21 protein-coding genes are annotated in these 21654 nt (G+C 54.8%); 10 read left to right on the forward strand and 11 right to left on the reverse strand.

From position 1 onward, the window contains the following. Positions 1–150 precede the first annotated feature (150 nt). From ACOSDR_RS01720 to truA, 3 genes are all read left to right on the forward strand, one after another. Complete coding sequence (locus ACOSDR_RS01720) at positions 151–1071, forward strand: homoserine O-succinyltransferase (protein ID WP_420723100.1); 921 nt, start codon at positions 151–153, stop codon at positions 1069–1071. A gap of 451 nt (positions 1072–1522) precedes the next feature. Continuing rightward, positions 1523–2029, forward strand: a complete 507-nt coding sequence (locus tag ACOSDR_RS01725; protein WP_420723101.1) for a copper chaperone PCu(A)C — start codon at positions 1523–1525, stop codon at positions 2027–2029. Between the two features lie 65 nt (positions 2030–2094). Next, on the forward strand, positions 2095–2838 hold the full coding sequence (gene truA, locus ACOSDR_RS01730) for a tRNA pseudouridine(38-40) synthase TruA (RefSeq protein ID WP_420730213.1): 744 nt from the start codon (positions 2095–2097) through the stop codon (positions 2836–2838). On the opposite strand, the gene ACOSDR_RS01735 is transcribed toward truA, so the two are convergent. The 3 genes from ACOSDR_RS01735 to dapD are packed head-to-tail and all read right to left on the reverse strand — an operon-like array spanning position 2835 to position 5434. Then, the gene (locus ACOSDR_RS01735) at positions 2835–3413 is read right to left on the reverse strand and encodes a hypothetical protein (RefSeq protein ID WP_420730214.1); all 579 of its coding nucleotides are present in this window, start codon (positions 3411–3413) and stop codon (positions 2835–2837) included. The genes truA and ACOSDR_RS01735 overlap by 4 nt on opposite strands. Then, positions 3410–4582 carry a succinyl-diaminopimelate desuccinylase gene (gene dapE / locus ACOSDR_RS01740; protein WP_420730215.1) on the reverse strand — a complete coding sequence of 391 codons (1173 nt, stop codon included), beginning with the start codon at positions 4580–4582 and terminating at the stop codon, positions 3410–3412. The genes ACOSDR_RS01735 and dapE overlap by 4 nt, the downstream gene beginning before the upstream one ends. A 6-nt stretch (positions 4583–4588) precedes the next feature. Continuing rightward, on the reverse strand, positions 4589–5434 hold the full coding sequence (gene dapD, locus ACOSDR_RS01745; protein WP_420723105.1) for a 2,3,4,5-tetrahydropyridine-2,6-dicarboxylate N-succinyltransferase: 846 nt from the start codon (positions 5432–5434) through the stop codon (positions 4589–4591). Between the two features lie 599 nt (positions 5435–6033). On the opposite strand from dapD, the gene ACOSDR_RS01750 reads away from it, so the two are divergent. The 3 genes from ACOSDR_RS01750 (at position 6034) to ACOSDR_RS01760 (ending at position 9372) form a co-directional block, all read left to right on the forward strand. Further along, a complete protein-coding gene (locus ACOSDR_RS01750) occupies positions 6034–6384 on the forward strand; it encodes a DMT family protein (protein ID WP_420730217.1) in 351 nt (116 codons plus the stop codon). Between the two features lie 117 nt (positions 6385–6501). Then, complete coding sequence (locus ACOSDR_RS01755; protein WP_420730218.1) at positions 6502–7947, forward strand: aldehyde dehydrogenase family protein; 1446 nt, start codon at positions 6502–6504, stop codon at positions 7945–7947. A 105-nt stretch (positions 7948–8052) separates the two neighbouring features. Further along, a complete protein-coding gene (locus ACOSDR_RS01760; protein ID WP_420730219.1) occupies positions 8053–9372 on the forward strand; it encodes an MFS transporter in 1320 nt (439 codons plus the stop codon). A 10-nt stretch (positions 9373–9382) separates the two neighbouring features. On the opposite strand, the gene ACOSDR_RS01765 is transcribed toward ACOSDR_RS01760, so the two are convergent. From ACOSDR_RS01765 to ACOSDR_RS01775, 3 genes are all read right to left on the reverse strand, one after another. Beyond that, on the reverse strand, positions 9383–9679 hold the full coding sequence (locus ACOSDR_RS01765; protein WP_420730480.1) for a DUF1244 domain-containing protein: 297 nt from the start codon (positions 9677–9679) through the stop codon (positions 9383–9385). A gap of 352 nt (positions 9680–10031) precedes the next feature. Further along, positions 10032–11189 (reverse strand): carboxylate-amine ligase, encoded by a 1158-nt coding sequence (locus ACOSDR_RS01770; RefSeq protein ID WP_420730220.1) that lies wholly within the window; start codon positions 11187–11189, stop codon positions 10032–10034. A gap of 13 nt (positions 11190–11202) precedes the next feature. Then, complete coding sequence (locus tag ACOSDR_RS01775) at positions 11203–12021, reverse strand: N-formylglutamate amidohydrolase (protein ID WP_420730221.1); 819 nt, start codon at positions 12019–12021, stop codon at positions 11203–11205. 108 nt (positions 12022–12129) lie between these two features. Between ACOSDR_RS01775 and ACOSDR_RS01780 the strand changes: the two genes are divergently transcribed. From ACOSDR_RS01780 to ACOSDR_RS01790, 3 genes are all read left to right on the forward strand, one after another. Next, positions 12130–12681, forward strand: a complete 552-nt coding sequence (locus ACOSDR_RS01780; protein WP_420723111.1) for a hypothetical protein — start codon at positions 12130–12132, stop codon at positions 12679–12681. 94 nt (positions 12682–12775) lie between these two features. Continuing rightward, positions 12776–13486: a FadR/GntR family transcriptional regulator gene (locus ACOSDR_RS01785; RefSeq protein WP_420730222.1), complete on the forward strand. Its 711-nt coding sequence runs from the start codon at positions 12776–12778 to the stop codon at positions 13484–13486. Positions 13487–13525: 39 nt separating this feature from the next. Next, positions 13526–14707 (forward strand): MFS transporter, encoded by a 1182-nt coding sequence (locus ACOSDR_RS01790; RefSeq protein ID WP_420730223.1) that lies wholly within the window; start codon positions 13526–13528, stop codon positions 14705–14707. Position 14708: 1 nt separating this feature from the next. On the opposite strand, the gene ACOSDR_RS01795 is transcribed toward ACOSDR_RS01790, so the two are convergent. The 5 genes from ACOSDR_RS01795 to ACOSDR_RS01815 form a co-directional block, all read right to left on the reverse strand. After that, the gene (locus tag ACOSDR_RS01795; protein ID WP_420723114.1) at positions 14709–15065 is read right to left on the reverse strand and encodes a hypothetical protein; all 357 of its coding nucleotides are present in this window, start codon (positions 15063–15065) and stop codon (positions 14709–14711) included. Between the two features lie 260 nt (positions 15066–15325). Further along, entirely contained in the window at positions 15326–16042 is a 717-nt protein-coding gene (locus ACOSDR_RS01800) for an ABC transporter permease (RefSeq protein WP_420723115.1), read from the reverse strand. A 9-nt stretch (positions 16043–16051) separates the two neighbouring features. After that, positions 16052–16744, reverse strand: a complete 693-nt coding sequence (locus tag ACOSDR_RS01805; RefSeq protein WP_420723116.1) for an ABC transporter permease — start codon at positions 16742–16744, stop codon at positions 16052–16054. 85 nt (positions 16745–16829) lie between these two features. Continuing rightward, complete coding sequence (locus tag ACOSDR_RS01810; protein ID WP_420723130.1) at positions 16830–17591, reverse strand: ABC transporter substrate-binding protein; 762 nt, start codon at positions 17589–17591, stop codon at positions 16830–16832. Positions 17592–17743: 152 nt separating this feature from the next. After that, positions 17744–18520 carry an ABC transporter ATP-binding protein gene (locus ACOSDR_RS01815; RefSeq protein ID WP_420723117.1) on the reverse strand — a complete coding sequence of 259 codons (777 nt, stop codon included), beginning with the start codon at positions 18518–18520 and terminating at the stop codon, positions 17744–17746. A 564-nt stretch (positions 18521–19084) separates the two neighbouring features. Here ACOSDR_RS01815 and ACOSDR_RS01820 point away from each other — a divergent pair. Continuing rightward, positions 19085–20965 (forward strand): TolC family outer membrane protein, encoded by a 1881-nt coding sequence (locus ACOSDR_RS01820; protein WP_420723118.1) that lies wholly within the window; start codon positions 19085–19087, stop codon positions 20963–20965. Positions 20966–21654 lie beyond the last annotated feature (689 nt).

Consider the following 21654-nt stretch of genomic DNA (forward strand, 5'->3'; position numbering starts at 1 on the left):
AAAAGAGTCTTTGTCTAAACCGTCATCGACTTCGCGGGGTTGATTTAATTTACGACTTTTTTGTGGAAATTCCGGTCGGTGGGGTTTAATACTCCGCCTCCCACTGGGAAAATTATGTCTGTCTGTTTAAGTGAATGAGAGCGATCTGTTATGCCAATTAAAATCCCGGATAATCTTCCTGCCCGCCTGGAGCTTGAGCGCGAAGGTATGAATGTGATGTCTGAAGCGAATGCGATTCGTCAGGATATTCGCCCGATGAAGATTGGCCTGTTGAACCTGATGCCACAGAAACAGAAGACAGAAACCCAATTGGCGCGCCTGATCGGGGCAACACCGCTGCAGATTGAATTGACCCTGGTGACGACCGGCAGCTATGTGCCATCGAATGTGTCGGCCCATCACCTGTCGACCTTTTACCGCGCCTGGGAAGAAGTCCGTGAAGAAAAATTCGACGGCTTTATCATCACGGGTGCGCCGGTGGAAACACTGCCCTTCGATCAGGTGAAATACTGGGCCGAATTGGAACAGATCCTGGATTGGACGCAATCGAATGTGCATTCCAGCCTGGATATCTGTTGGGGGGCGCAGGCAGCGATGTATCATCTGCATGGCATTCCCAAACATGAACTGCCATCGAAAATGTTTGGTGTCTTCCCGCATCGTGTGGTCAACCGCACATCCAGCCTGTTGCGCGGGTTTTCCGATGAATTGTCCATTCCGGTGTCTCGCCATACAGAAACGCGGCTTGAAGATATAACAAAAGTGCCAGGTCTGGAGGTTCTGATTGAGTCGGAAGAGGCCGGATTGTGCGTGATCAACGATGCGGCCCACCGTCACATCTACATGCTCAATCATCTGGAATATGATGCCTGGACCCTGAGGGATGAATATCAGCGCGATATTGATGAAGGTTTGAAAATTGATCCTCCGCGCTATTATTTCCCACAGAATGATCCAGGCCGGGATCCGGCAAACATCTGGCGCAGTCATGCGCATTTGTTTATCGGAAACTGGATCAATGATATGTATCAGTCGACACCATTCGATCTCGATTTGATTGGCATGGTATAGACGGGTGGGGAGTCCTTAGGGTGCAGCATTGGCGCGGATATCGATCCCTTGGCAGCATTGCCCGATGTCTGGCGCTTTTTGCGCTTCTGATTCAGTTTACATTGCCGCTTGGAACCGCGATCGCAGCGGGCCTGTCTGATGGTCATTCTGATACTCAGATCGTCTTTCAATGTCTAGGCGGGGCCCCTCAGACCGATCCTGATGACCAACCGGTTGTTCCCTGGCACACATGCGCCATGCCAGGCGGGTGTTGTGTCGCCCCTGTCCTGGCGATCCCTCCGACCGCCCTGGGGTCTGTGCAGATCGCTGCGTACCGCGTGTCATGGGACTCTGTAGATAACGGGTTTATCGCTGCCTATAGGGCGCATCGACCACCAGTCAGGGCCCCCCCTCTTAAGACCTGAATGCTCCTTAAGCTTATTCATTCAGCGTTCAAAGAAGGTACAATCACATGATAAAGACTGTAACGACGATCCGCCATGGCGCGGTCTTAACCCTGCTTGCGGCCATTCTGTTTGCATTCAATGCCCCTGTGCAGGCGCATAGTGGACCGATCCATGTTGAAAGCTCCTTTGCCCGGGCCAGTGCGTCTCCGGCTGCAAAATCCGGGGCGGCCTATGTCACCATCACCAATACCGGTAAATCCCCTGATCGGTTGATCGGGGTAGAAGGGGATGCCGCCGGGATGGTTCAGATCCATATGACCGAGATGACGAATGGTGTGATGAGCATGAAAGAAGTAGAAGGCGGAATAGAAATTCCAGCCGGTGGTACAATTCAACTGGAACCGGGTGGCAATCATGTGATGCTGATGGGCCTAAAGGCGCCGTTGGTTGAAGGGGAAACATTGCCGCTGACTTTGGTTTTCGAAAAGGCAGGCAAGGTTGAAGTCGATGTGCCGGTAATGGCCCCAGGCGCCATGATGGGCGAAATGGACCACAGCAAGATGAAACAGTAAGCCGTCAGACCGCTGATGTGCCTGTCATGCTTTCCTTAATCCCCGCAATCCAGTAAATCGCAGGGATGCAACGCTGGAAGCTGACAATCGAATACAATGGCGGGCCGTTTGTGGGCTGGCAACGGCAACCAAACGGTCCGACCATTCAGGCTGCCCTGGAGGCTGCGGTGTTCGCCTTTTGTGGTGAGGAAGCAGGTGTTCAGGGGGCAGGGCGCACTGATACCGGCGTCCATGCCCTGGCTCAGGTCGCCCATGTCGATATTGCGCGACAGACCACGGCGCGGACAGTACGGGATGCAATCAACCAACATTTGAAGCCCAACCCTATTGCCGTCACCCATGTTGAGCCGGTGACAGAGGATTTTCACGCGCGGTTTTCCGCGACGGGGCGCGCCTATTTGTATCGTATACTAAACCGCCGCGCGCCCGCCGCGCTGGATATCGGTCGCGTCTGGCCGGTGCCCCGCGATCTGGATGTGGATGCGATGCACGCGGCTGCCCAGCGGCTGGTAGGTCTGCATGATTTTACTAGCTTCCGCGCTGCAGAGTGCCAGGCGGCCAGCCCGATCAAAACGCTGGATAGGCTGGATGTTTCCCGTGTTGGGGAGGAAATCCATATCGTTGCAGAGGCGCGCAGTTTCCTGCACCACCAAATTCGAAATTTCGCAGGAACCCTGGAAAGGGTCGGTCGCGGCAAATGGACCCCTGATGATGTCAGCGACATCCTAAACGCCAAAGACCGCGCGGTGGCAGGCCCAACCGCGCCACCACAGGGCCTGTATCTGACACGGGTATCTTACGACACTTAGCCGTGGCTGAGGATGATGAAATCCTCAATTTTGCTGAGTACCTGATTGATCAGGAAGTCGGCAATGACCAGACCGATGGTCAAGCCCAGTTTGGTTTTGAACAGGGTTTGTAAAATCCAGCCATGCACCAACAAGGCCCACAGTCGAAGACCGGTCAGCAGCCCATTCGCCATAACAGGATCATCGTCGGCCAGGGTTAGGATAATGATCCATTGCAGCAGGATCGGGGCCGCCATCATCCAATTCACCGCCACGACATAGCGTATCCAGTTTTCCGGATGGGCGGTGTTTTGGGATACGGCGGCCATGATCAGCGGCCAATAGGTCCAGGCGATGATGTAGTAAATCGTATGGCTGATAAGGCGGATGAAAAACTGGGCGTCACCATAGCGCGCGCTCTCGACAGAATAGATTGCCCACAGAAAGAAGGGAAACAGCAGCGCTGCGCACCAGAAGCTTTTCAGGAAATCATCGCGTGTATCGCCGAAGGTCCACAGGGCAGGCTTACGGGCAATGAAAACCTGTGCGCCGGCTGCCAATCGCCCTGCCATTTCGGCAAGGCTGATCGGCTTCATGCTGCACCTTGAGCGAAGTAACGATCTATGACCCTGGCATAAATCTCAGAGAGGGCTGCGATGTCGGAAACGGCGACACGTTCGTCCACCTGATGCATGGTTTGTCCAACAAGGCCAAAGTCAACAACAGGGCAGTAATCCTTAATGAAGCGAGAATCCGATGTGCCCCCAGTGGTGCTGAGGTCCGGCTTATGACCCGTGACGGATTCGCACGCCTCGCTGAGCAGATCCGACAATAGACCCGGCGGTGTCAGGAAGCTTTCGCCGGAAATGATAACATCCAGTTTGAACTTCGCCCCTTCACCGGCAGCGTCCGTCAGCAGGTTTTGCAGATCTTTGGTCAGGCTGGCCCCGCTGTGCAGATCATTGAAGCGTATGTTGAACCGCGCGGTTGCCTTGGCCGGGATCACATTGGTAGCCGCATTATCCACCAGGGCCTGGGTGATCGACAGGACGGAGGGTTCAAAATGATCGGACCCATCATCAATCTTCCAGTTCACCAGGGCAGCCATCATCAAGGCCAGGCGATGGGCTGCATTGTCAGCCAGATGAGGATAACCGGTATGACCCTGAACGCCCTCTACCGTGATATAGCCATTCAGGCTGCCTCGGCGACCGATCTTCATCATCGTGCCCAGATCCGTTGGGTTGGTCGGCTCGCCGGTGATGCAATGGTCGATGACTTCCCCGCGGGCAGCCAGGGCGGGCAGCATTTTCTGGGTCCCGTTGATCGACGGGCCTTCTTCGTCCCCGGTGATCAACAGGCTGATCGACCCCGGAACAGGGCCGACCTGTGACAGTCTTTGAGACACAGCGGCGACCCAGGCGGCGATTGCGCCTTTCATATCCGACGCACCGCGCCCGACCAGCATGCCATCCTTGATTTCAGCAGCGAAAGGATCGACGGTCCATTGATCGGCACTGCCGACCGGCACCACATCGGTGTGGCCAGCGAAACACAGATTAGGCGATTCCGTGCCCAGACGGGCATAGAGATTGTCTACTGGATCGGTGCCATCTTCTTCAAACGGCAAACGTGTACAGGCAAAACCGAGCCCTTCCAAAACACGCTGCAGCAGGTCCAAAGCCCCCTCATCCGCGGGTGTCACACTGGGACAGCGGATCAGGTCCTGGGTCATGGCAACGGGATCAAGGGCAGTAACAGTCATGAGTGATTAGGTCCGCAGCAATTCATTGATGGAGGTTTTGGACCGGGTGCGTTCATCCACGCGCTTGATGATGACAGCGCAATAAAGCGACGGGCCGGGGCTGCCATCGGGCAGGGGCTTGCCGGGCAGGCTGCCTGGAACAACCACGGAAAAGGCCGGGACGCGACCCATAAAGATTTCGCCCGTTGTGCGGTCGATAATCTTGGTGGATGCGCCGATGAAAACACCCATGGACAGGACGGAGCCTTCTTCAACAATCACGCCTTCGACGACTTCGGAGCGTGCTCCGATGAAGCAATGGTCTTCAATGATCACAGGGCCGGCCTGCAGCGGTTCCAGAACCCCGCCAATGCCAGCACCGCCAGACAAGTGAACATTCTTGCCAATCTGGGCACAGGACCCAACGGTCGCCCAGGTGTCAATCATCGCGCCGCTATCGACATAGGCCCCCAGATTAACAAAGCTGGGCATCAGCACGACATTGGGGGCAATATAGGCCGACCGGCGCACGGTGCAGTTTGGCACGGCGCGGAAGCCAGCGGCGCGGAATTCCGTTTCGCCCCAGCCTTCAAATTTTGAAGGAACCTTATCCCACCAAGGTGCGTTGCCGCCAGGGCCGCCCGCAATTGTCGTCATGTCATTCAGCCGGAAGCTCAGCAGAACGGCCTTCTTCAGCCATTGATTGACGGTCCAGCCTTCAGCACCTTTTTCCGCAACACGCGCTTGTCCGCTGTCCAGCAGGTTCAATGCTTCTTCAACAGCATCGCGTATCTCGCCCCCGGTGGAGGTTGTGATCTGATCGCGGTTGTCAAAGGCGGTATCGATTGTTGCTTGCAATGCTTCATGTGCCATGGCCCGGGCCCCCTGTATATTTTGGGATAGTAAGACAGCACGACCTAGGCCGTGGAATAGCGGCACAATACCTACCGCGACGCGGCGGTCAAGTATGACGGAGATTGGATGCTGTCAGGGTCAGGTATGATATGCATGACAATTGTTAGGGTAGGATCGGTTGGCAGCAAGACGACTTCTTATTGCGCACCAATAGGCCTGACCCGGCTCGTCGCAATAATACAAGCATTCCAAGGCTCTGGCTTGCGCAAATGCGATTGCTGCGACGCCCCGGTCGCGAAGTAATTCTGCGGCATCACGGTCCACCTTACCCATGCCCGTCGGCTCCTGCTGTGCCTGATCCTATTCATCCAAAGGTATCACTGTTTGGATACTGACAGGTTTGCGTAAAGAAAATGTTAATCGGGAAATGTGACATTTTATATGGCCTTTAAAAAATTCATACCGATGGTGAAATTTTTTGGAACAATCATTCTGAAATTGCAGATAAGAGGGTAGGTTTGGCATCAGGCAGTCTGAAAATAGAGTGTTGCCAAACAGGGGCTTAACTCGCTTTGATGTTGTCACCATCCTGCATTCAGCGAGAAAGATGTAATGCCATGACCGGATTACTTCCCTATATTGCAGTCCCAGTTCTTTTGGGCATTTCGAATATTTTCATGACATTTGCATGGTATGGTCACTTGAAATTCAAGGCGGCGCCTCTGATCTTGGTGATAGTGATCAGTTGGGGAATCGCGCTGTTTGAATATTGCTTTGCGGTCCCGGCCAATCGAATTGGTCACACGGTTTATTCCGCCGCCCAGTTGAAAACCATCCAGGAAGTCGTGACATTATGCGTATTCGTCGTTTTCAGCTTTTTGTACTTGAAGGAACCCATGGCCCCCAGCCAATTGCTGGGGTTTGCGCTGATCGCCGGAGGCGCGGCGCTGGTCTTCTTTAAGCCCTAGCAATAACCCGTGCCTGCAAGGCAAGGGTGTTGAGGAAACAAGAGGCTTTCCAAGGCGGATGCATTTGATAGTGTCGCCCCCGATCAACTCAAACCTTACCTCTGTAGGAGATACAGCATGTCAAATCTGATGAAGTTCTATATTGATGGCGCGTGGGTCTCGCCCAATGATGCGAAGCCGTTTGATGTCATCAATCCCGCCACCGAAGAGCCCTGTGCACAAATTGCGCTGGGCAGTGCCACAGACGTGGACAAGGCAGTCGCTGCGGCTAAGGCTGCGTTTGCGACCTGGGGCTATACGGCACCCCAGGAACGCATGGCGCTGATGGAAAAGCTGGTTGAAGTCTATAAGAGCCGGTCCGGTGAAATGGCTGAGGCGATTTCAAAAGAAATGGGTGCGCCAATCTCTATGGCCAACAGCGCCCAGGCCGCTGCGGGTATCGGTCATCTGCGCGCCTTTATCGATGTCATGAAGAATTTCACATGGGAACATGCCCTGAATGAGGCAAACCCCCAGGAAAGGATCGTGCATGAGCCGATTGGCGTTGCCGGTCTGATTACACCATGGAACTGGCCCATGAATCAGGTTGCGTTGAAGGTAGGCGCGGCGTTGGCGGCTGGTTGCACGATGGTGCTCAAACCTTCCGAAATCGCGCCCTTGTCTTCCATGCTGTTTGCTGAATTCATGGATGAAGCCGGTTTCCCGAAAGGCGTTTTCAATCTGGTTAATGGTGATGGACCGACGGTTGGTAACGCGATGAGCGTGCACCCCGATATCGATATCATGTCCCTGACGGGATCTGCGCGTGCCGGAATTGCGGTCACGAAGGCGGCTGCTGATACGATCAAGCGGGTTTCGCTGGAATTGGGCGGCAAGGGCCCGAATATCATTTTCGCGGATGCGGATGTTGAAAAGGCTGTGAAGGGTGGTTCGATCGGCATGTTCTATAACTCCGGTCAGTCCTGTAACGCGCCCTCACGTATGTTGGTCGAACGCTCTGTCTATGATCAAGCCGTAGAGATTGCTGCGGCCACGGCAGCGAAAACACAGGTTGGCGATCCGACTGAAGAAGGGCGCCACATCGGCCCCGTCGTCAGCGCGGCGCAGTTTGAAAAGATTCAAGGCCTGATCCAGGCTGGTATAGATGAAGGGGCCCGTTTGGTCGCAGGGGGCGTTGGTCGTCCGGAAGGCGTCAATCGGGGCTATTATGTGCGCCCGACAGTGTTTGCTGATGTAAACAATGAAATGACCATCGCGCGGGAAGAGATTTTTGGTCCGGTTCTGTCCATGCTGCCCTTTGATGATGAGGAAGAAGCCATCCGCATCGCCAATGATACGGCCTATGGTCTGACATCGTATGTTCAGTCTGGCAATCAGGCCCGGGCGCAGAAGGTTGCCCGCCAATTGCGTGCTGGCATGGTGATCATGAACGGGGCCTCCCGTCCGGCAGGCAGCCCGTTTGGCGGCTACAAACAGTCCGGTAACGGTCGTGAAGGCGGCGTCTGGGGTATGTTGGAATTCCTGGAAGTGAAAGCCATCAGCGGCTGGGATCCTTCTGCCTAAACACTAAAACAGGATTAAGATCAGGTGCGGGGCGAAAGCTCCGCACTTTTTTTTGGTCGATCTGCTATATCCTTAGTCACCGATCTTGTCTTTCAAGGAAATTCGATGTCCGACACGCCAATTGCCACGCGGCTGTACACCCTGGCCACCGGAGAGGATGGCGCGCGATTCTGTAAGGATATTCCAGACAGTCAGTGTAATGATCAGCCGATCAATTTCCTGTTGCAGATCGTATCACAGGCGCTCAGCAAGACAGGGGATGCGCTGGCCGATGCAAAGGTTGTGTTACCCTGGCTGATCGGGGCCGTAGGGGCACCGGTCTATCTGATCGGATTTTTGGTGCCGATCCGGGAATCCCTGGCGCTGTTGCCGCAAATTCTGGTCGGCGGCGTGTTGCGCCGGTTTTCCATTCGCAAACATTTCTGGTCCATCAGCAGTCTGGTAGAAGGCGTCTGTATTGCTGGCATGGCGTTGGTGGGTCTTTCAGGCTTGCAGGGACACGCGGCCGGGTGGGCAATTGTCGCCTTGTTGGTCCTGTTCAGTTTGGCGCGCGGCGTTGCCTCCATTGCCGCTAAGGATGTTCTGGGGAAGACGGTATCCAAGACACGACGGGGTCGCGTCAGCGGCTATGCTGCAACAGTGTCTGGCGTGACTGCCAGTCTGGTTGGGTTCTATCTTGCATTTGCTCCCACCGAAATTCGACCCGATTGGATGCTGTATGTTTTGCTGTTTGGGGCCAGTGTTACCTGGCTTTTGGCAGCGGGCAGCTACGCACAACTGCACGAACATGAAGGCGCGACAGAAGGGGGCCAGACTTTACAGGATGTGTTTCGCGATCAGCTGCGAACCCTGATGTCAGACCGGGACCTACAGCGTTTTCTGTTGGCGCGTACCTTTATGATCTCAACGGCCCTGATGGGCCCCTTATTCGTCGCCCTGGCGCAGCGGGAATCAGGAACGGAATTGTCCAGCCTGGGTTGGCTGATGCTGGCAACAGGCCTGGCGGGCGCGCTCAGTTCCAGTATTTGGGGCTGGTTCTCAGATATCTCCAGCCGTCGCACTATGGCCTATGCGGCCGGTGGGGCCGGGCTGTTGGGAGGGGTTACTTTGGTGATCCTGTATCTGGCACCGGCTGTGGCCGGAACGGTTTATTTATACGCTGGTCTGGTCTTCTTGCTGGGGGTTTCCCATTCCGGCGTCCGCATTGGGCGCAAAACCCATATCGTGGATATGGCAGGGAAAGACAAAAAGGCGGAATATGTCGCGCTCAGCAACAGCATCATTGGCGTGCTGTTGCTGATCCTTGGCGTTTTTTCCGGCCTGACCCTGGCGCTGGGGCTGGAATTTGGAATTGCGGTTCTGTCGATTCTGGCGCTGCTGGGCGCAGGCACAGCCCTGACGATGCGGGATGTTCAAACCGAATAAAGTCGCTTGGTCAATGGCCTTTATGGCTATCCTGAAAAGCGGACTTCTGTTCCGGTGTGGCTTCTGATTGATATTTTGCCTTCCATTCGGCAAAGGGCATGCCATAGACGATTTCGCGCGCTTCGTCCTTGTCCATATCGATACCCCGTTCCGTCGCAGCTTCGTTATACCAGCGGCTCAGGCAATTGCGGCAGAAGCCCGACAGGTTCATCAGATCGATATTCTGCACATCTGTCCGTTCGCGCAGATGGTCGCGCAGGCTGCGAAAAGCTGCGGCTTCAAGCTCCAGACGGGTTTGGTCGTCGATTTGCTGCGTCATGAGTGTATTCTCCCGGTCGGATGATGGGTCTATGCCTAGTGTGGTGCGCGGTTATTTGGGATCGCCAGGATCCCTTTATCGGCCTGTCGGCTAGAAGAGAGCGTGCAGGCGATGTGGTTCATCGTCAAGCGCTCTCGACGCCGTCCGATGGGCCGATAATGGGACCAAAGGCGCTGTTTGCGGCGCTCCGGGCCGCGTCGCCTTCCGCTTGCGATGCCCCGCATCTCTTCGCGAAACGCTCCTAACCGGAGCACCGCAAACAGCGTCCTGGTCGATCCCAAATAACCGCGCACCACACTAATCTGATAGGCGCATAATGATTTTCAATGGCGGGTCATTGCTAGAGGTCGGCCACCGTCGCTGTGATCAGCCAGTCGACAACTTCCTTGAATGTCTCGCTGTCTGACTTTCCGGCGGCCTTAGCCGCATTGAACACACGCAATTGATTGTCCGCACTGGTGCCGCGTTGCAGGATCGTGCGGGTATGGGCGACTTCTTCTGTGCAGTCCAGTCGATCCGCGTCTTCGGCAATCAGTTCCAGGATCTCATCCAGCAGGTCTGGATACGGCACAGTTTGTGTGACACCGAAATCAATCAGCCCCTTGTCCGCCCCATACCGCTGGGCGCGCCAACGGTTTTCCTGGATCAGCATATTGGAATAATTGCGCCAACGCTGATTCTTGCGCCGCAACCGCTGAAGCATGGAAATCAGGCAACTGTACGTCGCCGCCACGGCGATCCCATCATCCAATCGCGTGCAGATATCGGCGATGCGCATTTCCAGGGTCGGGAATTTGAAATGGGGACGAATGTCCCACCACAGCTTTGATCCATCCTCGATTGCGCCTGCCGCAACCAGGGATTTGACGTGTTTTTCATAATGCGACCAACTGTCAAAATGTTCCGGTAATCCGGTGCGGGGTAATTCATCAAATACCGCCAGGCGATAACATTTCAGCCCGGTATTGCGGCCCTGCCAAAACGGGGAAGAGGTCGTCAGCACCAACAGATGGGGCAGGAAATAGGCGATCTGACCCAGCAGGTCGATCCGATGTTCATTATCTGCCACGCCCACATGAACATGCATGCCGCTGATGACCAGCCGCCTTGCGACTTCCTGCAGATCATTGGCCAGCATCGCATAGCGTTCTTTGTCGGTATGCTGCAGATGGGACCATCGGGCAGTTGGATGGGTGGATGACGCAATGGGGGCGACACCGCGCTTGCCAGCGGCTTCCGCGACGGCGGTTCGCAAAATGCGCAGGCGGTCCCGTGCCGACTGAATGGAATGACAGATCGCTGTGCCGACTTCCACCTGTGCCTTCAGGAATTCCGGCGTCACCATCCCAACATCGTCTTCTGAGACGGTGGCCTTCACTTCTTCGATAATGGCTTCCTGTAGTTCCTGTTCGCTGACCAATTCGCCGGTCGCAGGATCAACGAGTAGATATTCCTCCTCTATGCCAACGGTATAGGGGGGTGGTTCATAGCGCGCCATGGGTCACCTTTGATTACGATGGATAGCGGGTGAAAAGGCTTGGATCGCCCAAAACCTCGTCCAGGACGGTGGCGATCAATTCGCCAAATTCCCGCTGTCCCGCAGGGCTGGCGATAATATCCTGGCGTACCTCGAACAGGACATTCGGGCGGCCTTGGGGCAGGGCGTGCGTTTCCACCGTGAAGCCATAGGGATTAAGGCCCGAATAGGGTTTGTTGTCGCCAATTGTCAGGTCAGGGCGATGCGCCGCCAGGCGCAACAGCACCCGCTCCGCCATGCGCCGGTCGCGATTGGATAAGACACCGATATGCCACGGGCGCTTCTGATCCAGATAAACATCCGTGCAACTGTGAACGGATATGATGGCCGGATGCGGCTGGCTTTTGGACTTTTGCACAATCGCTTGCTGTATTGTATCGTGATAGGGATGGAACAAATCATCGATACGGGCCTGAAGGGCATGTGCGGAAAGGCGGCGGTTGCCGGGTATCACGGCACCGTCATAAATTTCCCGCACACTGGTGAAATCGTCGGCGGGGCGGTTCAGGTCAATCACCAGGCGGGAATAGCCCGCAATCACGGCTGGCATGTCCAGTCGGTCTGAGATTACTTCCGCCATGCCCTGGGCGCCAATGTCATAGGCGATGTGCCGTTTCAGGGTGGCGGGAGGAAGGCCCAGAAAATTAAGGGATTTCGGCACTGCGTTTGACGCATGGTCGCATAATATGACACCAGGGCCGGTGCCTTGGGAATTGCGCAGGGTTACTGCTGGCGGGTCTTCCGCACACAGCAGGGCATTGTCATTTCCAGCAGGGTTACTGAGGCTTCGCATAGGGTGGAAGTATAGTTGGATTGATGGGATTGAAAAGCTCGGTGGTCGGGGGGCGAATCCCCCATTATGTATGGGTCTCCATACAGTTTGTTTAGGGAAGTGAGTAGCATGCCTGCGCAAGGTTTTGATGAGAAGAATAGGGAGCGATTTCGGAAAATCGTTGGCGTGATGGAGCGCGCCACGATTGAGGGCGAACGTGCGGCGGCGCGCGAGGCAGCGGTGCGCATGGCCGCCATTCACGGCATGACCCTGGAAGAAGCGGTCGAAGAATCGCATCCGGAACGGGATGATGGCCGCCTGAGCGCCGCTGAACGCAAGGCGCGGAGGGATGATTTCGACGCCTGGGCAGCCGCGCGCAATCGTATGACAGAGGCGCAGGAGCGCGCCGATCGGTATCGCTATGAACAGGCGAAACGAGAGGCCGAGGCAAGGGGGCTGGATAAAGAAACGCCGTCGCGTCGTCCGTCCCAGCAACGTCGGCCTGAAACCTTTACCCGCAGCTACTATCGCATGACCGATGATGACCGATTCCGGTTGGTCGCAGGATTGTTACGCGACGGTGCCAGCCTGCGCCGGGCGGCGGACCTGGCGGATGTCTCGACCAATGAAGTCGCGCGGATTTGGATGCTGATGCGCGCGGAAGGGCGTGCCCGACGCTGATCCTCGAAAAAAGCGGTATATCCCTGACAGCGATGCTATTCTTGCCCATTCAGAGGAATTCATTGGTTGGGGCGGTTGGTTAAGGGAGCATATCGTGTCGGATGCCGTGAGTGTTCCGGATCGCCGGGAATCTGTTGCTGACCGTGTGGCGGCGGAAATTCTGAAATTGATCGCAGGGGGCGATATTGAACCCGGATCGAACCTGCCTGCGGAACGAAAATTATCGGTAATGCTGGGGGTCAGCCGCGTTTCTGTCCGCGCGGCGTTGCAGACGCTGAAGGCGCAGGGATTCATCGACGCCGTGCAAGGGGGCGGCACGCGCGTCGTCTGCCGTGCGTCTGGGGCGGATCCCGCTTTGGCGGAACTGGTGCGCCTGGATCGCAGCAATATGCTGGATTTGATGGATTTGCGCTGTGAAATCGAAGTCTGGGCCGCGCGTCGGGCCGCGGAATCGATGACCCCGGAAACAGTTTCTATGTTGCGGGAAACTGTGGTCGCAATGACCAGGCCAGGGGCTGACAAGGCGGCGCAGGATGTTGCCTTTCACATGGCTTTGGCTAAGGCGTCGGACAGTGTTGTGTACCGGCATCTGCTCAGCCTTGTTCGGGGAACATTGGCGGAAATGCTGACCTATCACCGAACGGAATTGTTTGCGTCTGCTCAGGACGACGCGACGGTTGTTGCCCAGCATATAGCGATTGTTGAAGCGATTGAGGCAAAAGATTCGGAAGGGGCCGCCCGTGCCATGCGTGAACATCTCAATTGGGCGCGGGATCATTACTCAAAATCGAACCGGGATCGATAACCGATTGCCTGCCCCCCGGCTTTGAGATAAGTCGCGTGCATGATGAAACTCAGTGATTCCAAAAGTTTTGAACTGGTTGCGGTGATCGGCACGATCTGCGCGTTTTCTTTCTGTGTCGGGTTCGTCTATCCGGTGATTGCCCTGGCCCTGGAGGCGAAAGGCTATGATGAGGCGGCGATTGGCATCAGCGCGACGGCGACGGGGATTGGTGTTCTGGTCGCGGGCCTGATGGTGCCCAGTTTGGCCCGTGCGTATGGAACATTTTCCCTGTTGGCGGGCAGTGCGTTGCTGGCAGTCTTCTGTCTTCTGTTGTTTCCTCTGGTCGACAATTTCACCCTGTGGCTATGCCTTCGTTTCTTTCTTGGGGCAGCGGTTACCGCGCTGTTTTGTGCGGGCGAGGCTTGGATCAATGCCGTTGCAGAGGATGACAGTCGGGGCCGCACGGTCGCGATTTATGTCGCGGCGATGGCGTCCAGCTTTGCTGCGGGTTCTTTGGCGGTAAAGGCGGTTGGGTATCAGGGATATACCCCCTATATCCTGGCAAGTTTAGTGATCCTGGTCTGTTTTATACCCATTCTTCCTTTTCATCGCCGTGACCCTTTGTTGGAAGAAGGAGATACTGCGGGCCGGAAGGGCGTTTTGGTCCGTGTCTTTTACGAAGCCGTGATTCTGATGGTCGTGGTCGGGCTGTTTGGCGTTCTGGATGGGGTGATGCTGGGCTTGATGCCGTCCTATGCGCTGTCACAGGGGGTTGGGGATGGCAATGCCTCCCTGCCAATGGCAGCCATGGCAGCGGGGGTCGTGTTGTTCCAGTTTCCATTGGGATATCTAAGCGACCGGATGTCCCGAACCAGACTTTTGACCATCATCTTGTTCATCGTGGTTGGCTTTGGCCTGGTGGTGCCGGAACTGGATCTGACCAAATGGCACGGACTGGTCATAATGGCCTTGTTTGGAGGCGTTTCTTTCGCGCCTTATACATTGGCCTTATCCATCCTGGGGGAACGGTATCGGGGTCAGAAACTGGCTGCAGGCAGCGCCTTGTTCGCCATTATGTGGGGTATTGGCGGCACCGTTGGTCCAATGGGTTTTGGCGTCGCGATGCAGGAATTGGGCAGCACGGCCTTGCCTTATGGCTTGTCACTGCTGTTCCTGCTCACCGGGGTGATTTCAGTGTTTGATCGCACTGTTGCTCCCGTTCGGGCAAACAAGGGGCTGTGAGTCAGGCGCTGACCAGATTATGTCCCGCATCGATCAGCGTCTTGAATGAAATGCTCCAGTGATCCAGCGGGCGTGAATAAATCACGATCAAGCCGATCTCGCTGCGGCGCAGAACCTGCCCGTAGATCGGAATGCGGATTTCTTTCTTAGGCGTCGGAAAGATCAACCGCATGGCGATGCCTTGTCCCGGAACCAACCAGGACGGGGCTCCGATTACACGAACTGAGGCTTCAGAAATATCCTGAATTCGGGCCTTTGTTTGATCGATTTCCGCCCGCATCTGGGCGACTGTGTGGCGACGATACCGCCTGCGGTTTGTCGCGCGTGGCTTCTGCTCACGGACATAATTCCAAATCATCGGCGCGCCCCTCCTAGGCCTCGTGGATCCGACAGATAACGCTCCCCTTCTGGGGACGCTGAATCATAGGAATCCCTCACCTCAAAGGCGATGGAAAACTGAAAAATTAGGTAATAGAGTCATAGAGAGTTGATAATTATGTCACAGAATCAATGTTTTAGAGTCGTTAACCACAAATTATGGGCATCATGTGCCGCATCAACACCATATGGCGCTAGGGACTCAACAATTTGAGTCTGGAGTCCCTGACCGCCCTCTCTCTAGTGTGGTGCGCGTTTAGGGGCGGATGTCGGACGGGCGCGCAAATGGGCATGCCAGTGCTTCTCCCAAATCCTGAACCCCTGTGTGATCAGAACGACAAGCGCCAGATAGATCACAGCGGCGCTGTAGAGACCTTCCCGAAACACATAGAATTTGCCGTTGATGACGCGCCCGGCCCCCAGAATATCAATCACGGAAATCGTGGATGCGACGACGGAACCATGCAGCATGAAGATCACTTCATTTGAATAGGCGGGAAGGGCGCGACGAAAGGCGCTGGGCAGGATGACGCGTCGCATCATGGTAAACCGCGACATGCCACAGGCTTTGGCAGCTTCGACTTCTCCCAACGGGGTCGCCTCAATTGCGCCTCGGAAAATCTCTGTCGTATAGGCCGCTGTGTTCAAAGAGAAGGCGATTAAGGCGCACCACCAGGCGCTCCTCAAAATCGGCCAGGCGAAGCTGTTCTGGACGAATTCAAATTGCCCCATGCCGTAATAGATCAGATAGGCCTGGATCAGCAGCGGCGTTCCCCGGAAGAAGTAAGTGTATCCCCAAATAATGGGACCGAAAATGCGATGTCGATCCGCACTGAGAATGGCAAGCGGGATCGATATTATCCCGCCAAACAGCAAGGCCAGCGATACCAGACAGATCGTGTTGATAAGGCCCAGCAGCAGGAAATCATAATTATCGCTGATCAGGGTGAAATCCATGGGCCTCTCCTATACGCGCCGAACGCCGGCGGAATATTTCTTTTCCATGGATCGCAGCACGATTTCCGATACTGCCGTCAGGACCAGGTAGAACAGCAGCGCGGCAAAAAGAAAGGTGAAGGGTTCGCGCAATTTGCGGCCAATTGAATTGGCGTTATAAACGATGTCCTGAAGGCCGATAACGCTGACCAGGGCGGTGGTTTTCAACTGCACCAGCCAGTTGTTCGTGAAGCTGGGCAGGGCATAGCGCACTAATTGCGGCCAGATGATCCGGCGGAATATCAGGGGGCGGCTCATGCCACAGGCAATGCCGGCTTCAATCTGACCATTCGGAATCGACAAAAACGCCCCGCGGAATGTCTCGGTATAATAGGCGCCCATGATGAAACCGATGGTGCCAATCCCGGCGCTTAACGGGCTGATTTCTACATAGGTCCAAAGCCCCGTCCATTCGCCCGCGAAATTCAGAAAGATCTGACCTTCGAAGAAAATAATCAGCATCAATACAAGATCGGGAATACCACGAATAATCGTCGTGTATCCCATGGCCAACCAATTCAGAAGAAAATTGGTGGTAAGCTTTGCCCACGCCCCCAGCAGGCCAAATATAGTGGCAATAACCAGGGATCCTAGCCCGACCTGGATGGTCAGCAGTCCGCCTTTAATAAATATCAGATCCCTGTATTCCCAGATGTTTTCCATGGGCTGATCCGATGTCCGAAAAGGGTGGGAAGTCAGAAAAGGACCCCGGGCAGTATTCTGCCTGGGGCCCTAAACGGAAGCAGCATTAGCCGCCGTAGATATCAATTTTGAAGTATTTCTTCATGATCTTGTCATAGGTGCCATCGGCACGAATGGCGGCAATGGCTTTGTTCAGGCGCTCACGCAGGGCATCATCCCCTTTGCGAACCGTCACACCAGCACCTTCACCGAAGAATTCCGGATCATTGTGGTCTACGCCAAAGAAGGCATAGCCCTTGCCTGCATCCCGGCTCAGGAAGCCTTCTTCCATTGCCAGTGAGTCGGCAAGAATGGCATCCAGCCGACCGGCGGTAAGGTCCAGATAAACCTCATCCTGGGTCGCATATCGTACGATTTCAGAGTTGGTGTATTTCGTGGTCAAGAAATCGTCATGGATTGTCGCACGTTGTACACCGATCCGCTTGCCAGCCAAAGCTTCGGGCGTATCAGATGTAAACATCCCTTCCTTGGCGACAAATTTTGCAGGGGTGTTATAGTATTTATTGGAGAAATCGACGACTTTCTTGCGATCCGGCGTGATCGACATGGATGCGACGATGGCATCAAACTTTTTCGCCTGCAGCGCTGGGATCATTCCGTCCCAATCCTGTTCAACCATCGTGCAAGTGACTTTCATTTCCTCACACAGCGCATTGGCGATGTCGATGTCGAAACCGATCAACTCACCACTGGCGGTTTTTTCGGAAAAGGGAGGATATGCCCCTTCCACACCGATGCGCATATCCTCAGCCTGGGCTGCTGTGCCCAAACCAAACGAAAAGGCCCCAGCCAGGACCAAAGACCCAATTTTTGCAAAACGCATTATCACACACTCCCTTGTTTCCCACTGTCGATCCATCGCGGTTATCGAACAATGGATTCGGTTTTGGCCATCAAGGACACGGTATTTGACCGCCATCCCAATGGTCCCCTGCATTTCCTGTGCGAATAATGCACCGCTTAATCGCGAGTATTCGCCAGGAAGCCTTTAAAGCGCTCCGTCTTAGGGGCACTGAACATTTGCTGCGGATCGCCTTCCTCTTCGACGCGACCTTGATGCAGAAACATGACCTTATTCGAAACGTCGCGTGCGAAGCTCATTTCATGGGTGACGACCAGCATGGTCCGTCCCTCATCCGCAAGGTCACGCATGACTTTCAATACTTCCCCCACCAGTTCCGGATCCAGGGCAGAGGTTGGCTCGTCAAACAGCATTACATCCGGGTTCATTGCCAAAGCGCGCGCAATCGCTGCGCGCTGCTGCTGACCGCCCGATAAATGCGCGGGATAATAGTCCATCCGTTCCAGGATCCCGACCTTATCCAACAGCGCTTTGGCCTGTTCCGTGGCTTCCGCTTTTGATAGGCCCAACACATGGATAGGGGCTTCTATGACATTCTGAAGCACAGTCATATGGGACCATAAATTAAAGCTTTGGAAGACCATGGCTAGACGTGTGCGCAGGCGTTCAACCTGTTTTCTGCTGACAGGCATTGGCTGTCCATTGCTGCCAGAGCGCATTTCGATCACTTCGCCATTCACCGAGACGATACCGGAATTCGGGGTTTCCAACAGGTTTATGCATCTCAGGAACGTGCTCTTCCCAGATCCGGAAGAGCCCAGAATGGAGACCACATCTCCTTTTTGAGCTGTCAGCGAGATGCCTTTCAGAACCTCAACTGCCCCGAAGCTCTTATGAATATCTTCCACGACGAGTGTCGCATCGGCTTGAGACATACCCGTTTATTACCCCTGGCCCTGTTCTTGCCCCCGCCTTTGGCCGCTTGTTCGGCTCTTTAATTTGGCGATAGGCCATTTGGTGAAGTCATATTTATAGGTCTAAATATGAACTTCGTGTGTCACCCTTGATCAGAGTATGAAATGTTTTTAACAGCCTAACAACACGCAAATATTTCAGATTGACCGCGTGTTCATAGGAAATTGACCAGTGATTCGGCCATTCCTGGAACAAAAATGGGGTGAATTTTACTTTTGTGTTACAGTTATAGTTAATGTCGACACTTGAGGATGGGTGTTTTTAAACGGTCGGGGTAAACATAGAACTGTATTCTCGCTGAGCGAGTCTCCAGAGTTAAATACTGATAAATCTTCGTTGGTTTCATTGCATGTGAAACGGAATGCCGTTATTGTATCTAGTATTGAGTACTAGCTGTAGCGGATTTTGCTTTGTTTAATCGCTAGACTGTGTGTTTCAAAGTAAAGAGCGTGCAGTGCTTTTGGGGTCGAGTGCTTGTGGTCCAGCTAGGCGACAGGGCTTTCGGCAAGGTGGAGGCAGAATACATGATTCTTGGCAGTGAACACCATCACGACGGGCAGGGCAGGTCGCGGGGCGGTCTGCTCCGGGCGCGTCTGTTGACCGGTGTCATGCTGGCGGCATTGGTTGCTGGTGGGGCGGGGTCGGCGTCTGCGACGTCCCTAAAGGATGCTGTTCGCTCTGCGCTGCAGACCAATCCAGATGTCGGGATCGTGGCCGAAAACAAGCGTGCCGTGGAATATGAGTTGGACCAGGCGCGCGGTCAGTACCTTCCGGTTTTGGATTATACAGGCTTTGCCGGATACGAGGCGACGCGCGACGGTGTTGCGTTTGGGCGTGGTACCAATGAAGGCAGTCTTGGAATGCCGACCTATCAGTCGGGTTTGACGTTGACGCAGATGTTGTTTGACGGTCGTGCGACCGATGCGGATGTGGCCCGGCAAGAGGGGCGCGTTATCTCTGCGACCCGACGGGTCCGGGAATCATCTGAATTCATTGGTCAGGATGCGATTGAGGCTTATCTGGAATCCTTGCGGCAGCGGGAGTTGGCCGCAATTGCCGAAGATAATGTGCGCAGCCATGAATTGACCTTGCAGCTTGTTGAGCAAAAGGCGGCCGGTGGGGCTGCGACGACGGCGGATGTTCAGCAGGCGGAATCGCGTCTTGCGGCGGCACAGGCGACCTTGACGGAAGCAGAGGGGCGGCTGCGGGATGCGGACGCGACCTATGCCCGCGTGATTGGGGAGGCACCGACAGAACTGGTGCGGCCGGTGCCCCTGACCTGGGCTTTGCCTGCAACGCTTGAGGATGCCGTTGAGCTTGCGCTGAGAAACAATCCCACGATTGCGGTTTCGCGGGCAGATCTGGAATCGACACGACAGGAATATCGCGCCGGTAAGGCCGCATTCTGGCCAACGGTGAATCTAGAACTGAACGCCGATGCGACGCGAAATGAAAGCGGGACGCGCGGGGCTGATCTCAGTGCGGCCGCTTTGATACGGGTGAATTACAATTTATTCCGGGGCTTTAGGGATTCCAACAGGGTGAACGAACTGGTTCACCGGATTGGGGAGTCCCGACAACGCCTGAACCGCGCCATCCGCCTTACTGAAGAAGAGATGCGCCTGGCGTGGAACGCTTTGACCAGTGCGCGAGATCGCTTGGCGGCCCAACGGCGTGAGGTTGAGGCGAATGACCGGGTGCGGCAAACCTATAAGCAACAGTTTGATGTTGGCGGTCGCAATCTCTTGGAGTTGCTGGACGCAGAAAATGAACTGTTTATCGCCAAGGGAAATTTGGTAACGACTGAATTTCTTGAGATTTTCAGTGTGTATCGAATTCTGGCTACTGGTGGTGTTTTGCTGGCGTCTCTGGATGTGCCGCAAATTGGGGAAGGGCGCAGTGTCCTGGATCCGTTGCCACCTGAAGGTGTTGATCTGGAAAAATCTTTGGGCGCAGGCGCTGGTACTGGTGTTCCGGGCGGTGAGGTGTTGGATCCAAATCTTGATCCATTAGCACCGATTGATTCGTCTGGAACCTTGGATCCTTTATCGCCGTTGGCTCCCAGTCTCGACCCGATGGCGCCGTTGGATCCCAATCTTGATCCTTTGGCGCCGTTGGACCCCTTGGCACCCTTGGATCCGTCATCCCAGTCAGAAAGTGGAGAGCCACTTCCTCTGGTGCGTGCCGAAGATGTGCAGCCGCCTCCGCCGATGGAGGCCGTGTCAGGTCCCGTCGTATCCTATGACGCTTTTTCTACTGGTAGCCGTCGTGTCGGCTTCACCGAAGACGCAATGGGCGATACGGAACTGCCCTATCAGGCAACGGTGGCGGACCAGCCGGTTGGTCAGCCCGTGGCAGTTGAGCCGCGAAAAGTTACGGGAACGCCCTACGGCCTGTTTGACTAGAGCATATAGGTTGCACAAGGAGTCGGTGCGACGACGTTCTTGCTGAAAAAATAAATGTAAGAACATCAGGTGTGAGCTCATGCCAGTGTATGATGCTCTTTAGTCGAATAAGATCATTCCCCGGTATACTAATGGCTAATGGTGAATTCGGTGCGTGGCATCCGTTATGGTGCTGTGCTTGGATCATTTCCTTCTATTCCGGGGGCGTTTCCAAACACTTTCTTTAGAGTTCGTTTCTGATGGCTTTCAGGCCTCAGCGATCTCTGAATGGAGAGTCTGTTTTGCGAAATTCTCCTTTCGTTCAAGCTTTCAATGGGGCTTCATGCGTCCCTGTATGACTTAGGTTCTGTGCGAATTTCTTAGTATTATCAAAATAGTAACAATTTTAGATAATTTTTAATTAAATATTTGTATGTTTTTCTGGAAATCTTCCTGTACCTGTGTGCACTCTATGCATGGAGAGATGTACGCGGGCCACAAGTCTGTCTGATGTCAGGTCTGATTTCAAGAAGCGCCAGGGGCGTTTGCCGGTTGAGAGGCTGGATTTGAGATTGGGTCGAATTGGCGTTGAGAATACAGGGTTTTGGTCTGCCGAGAGAAGATTGAGTGCAAGTAACCAAAGTAAATTTTGATCTACGCGCGATACAGAATGATCTGACTTGGCGCGAACTGCAAAGGACGGAAGCAAC

This window comes from Hwanghaeella sp. 1Z406 (assembly GCF_048892425.1).
Classification (GTDB): domain Bacteria; phylum Pseudomonadota; class Alphaproteobacteria; order UBA8366; family Aestuariispiraceae; genus Pacificispira.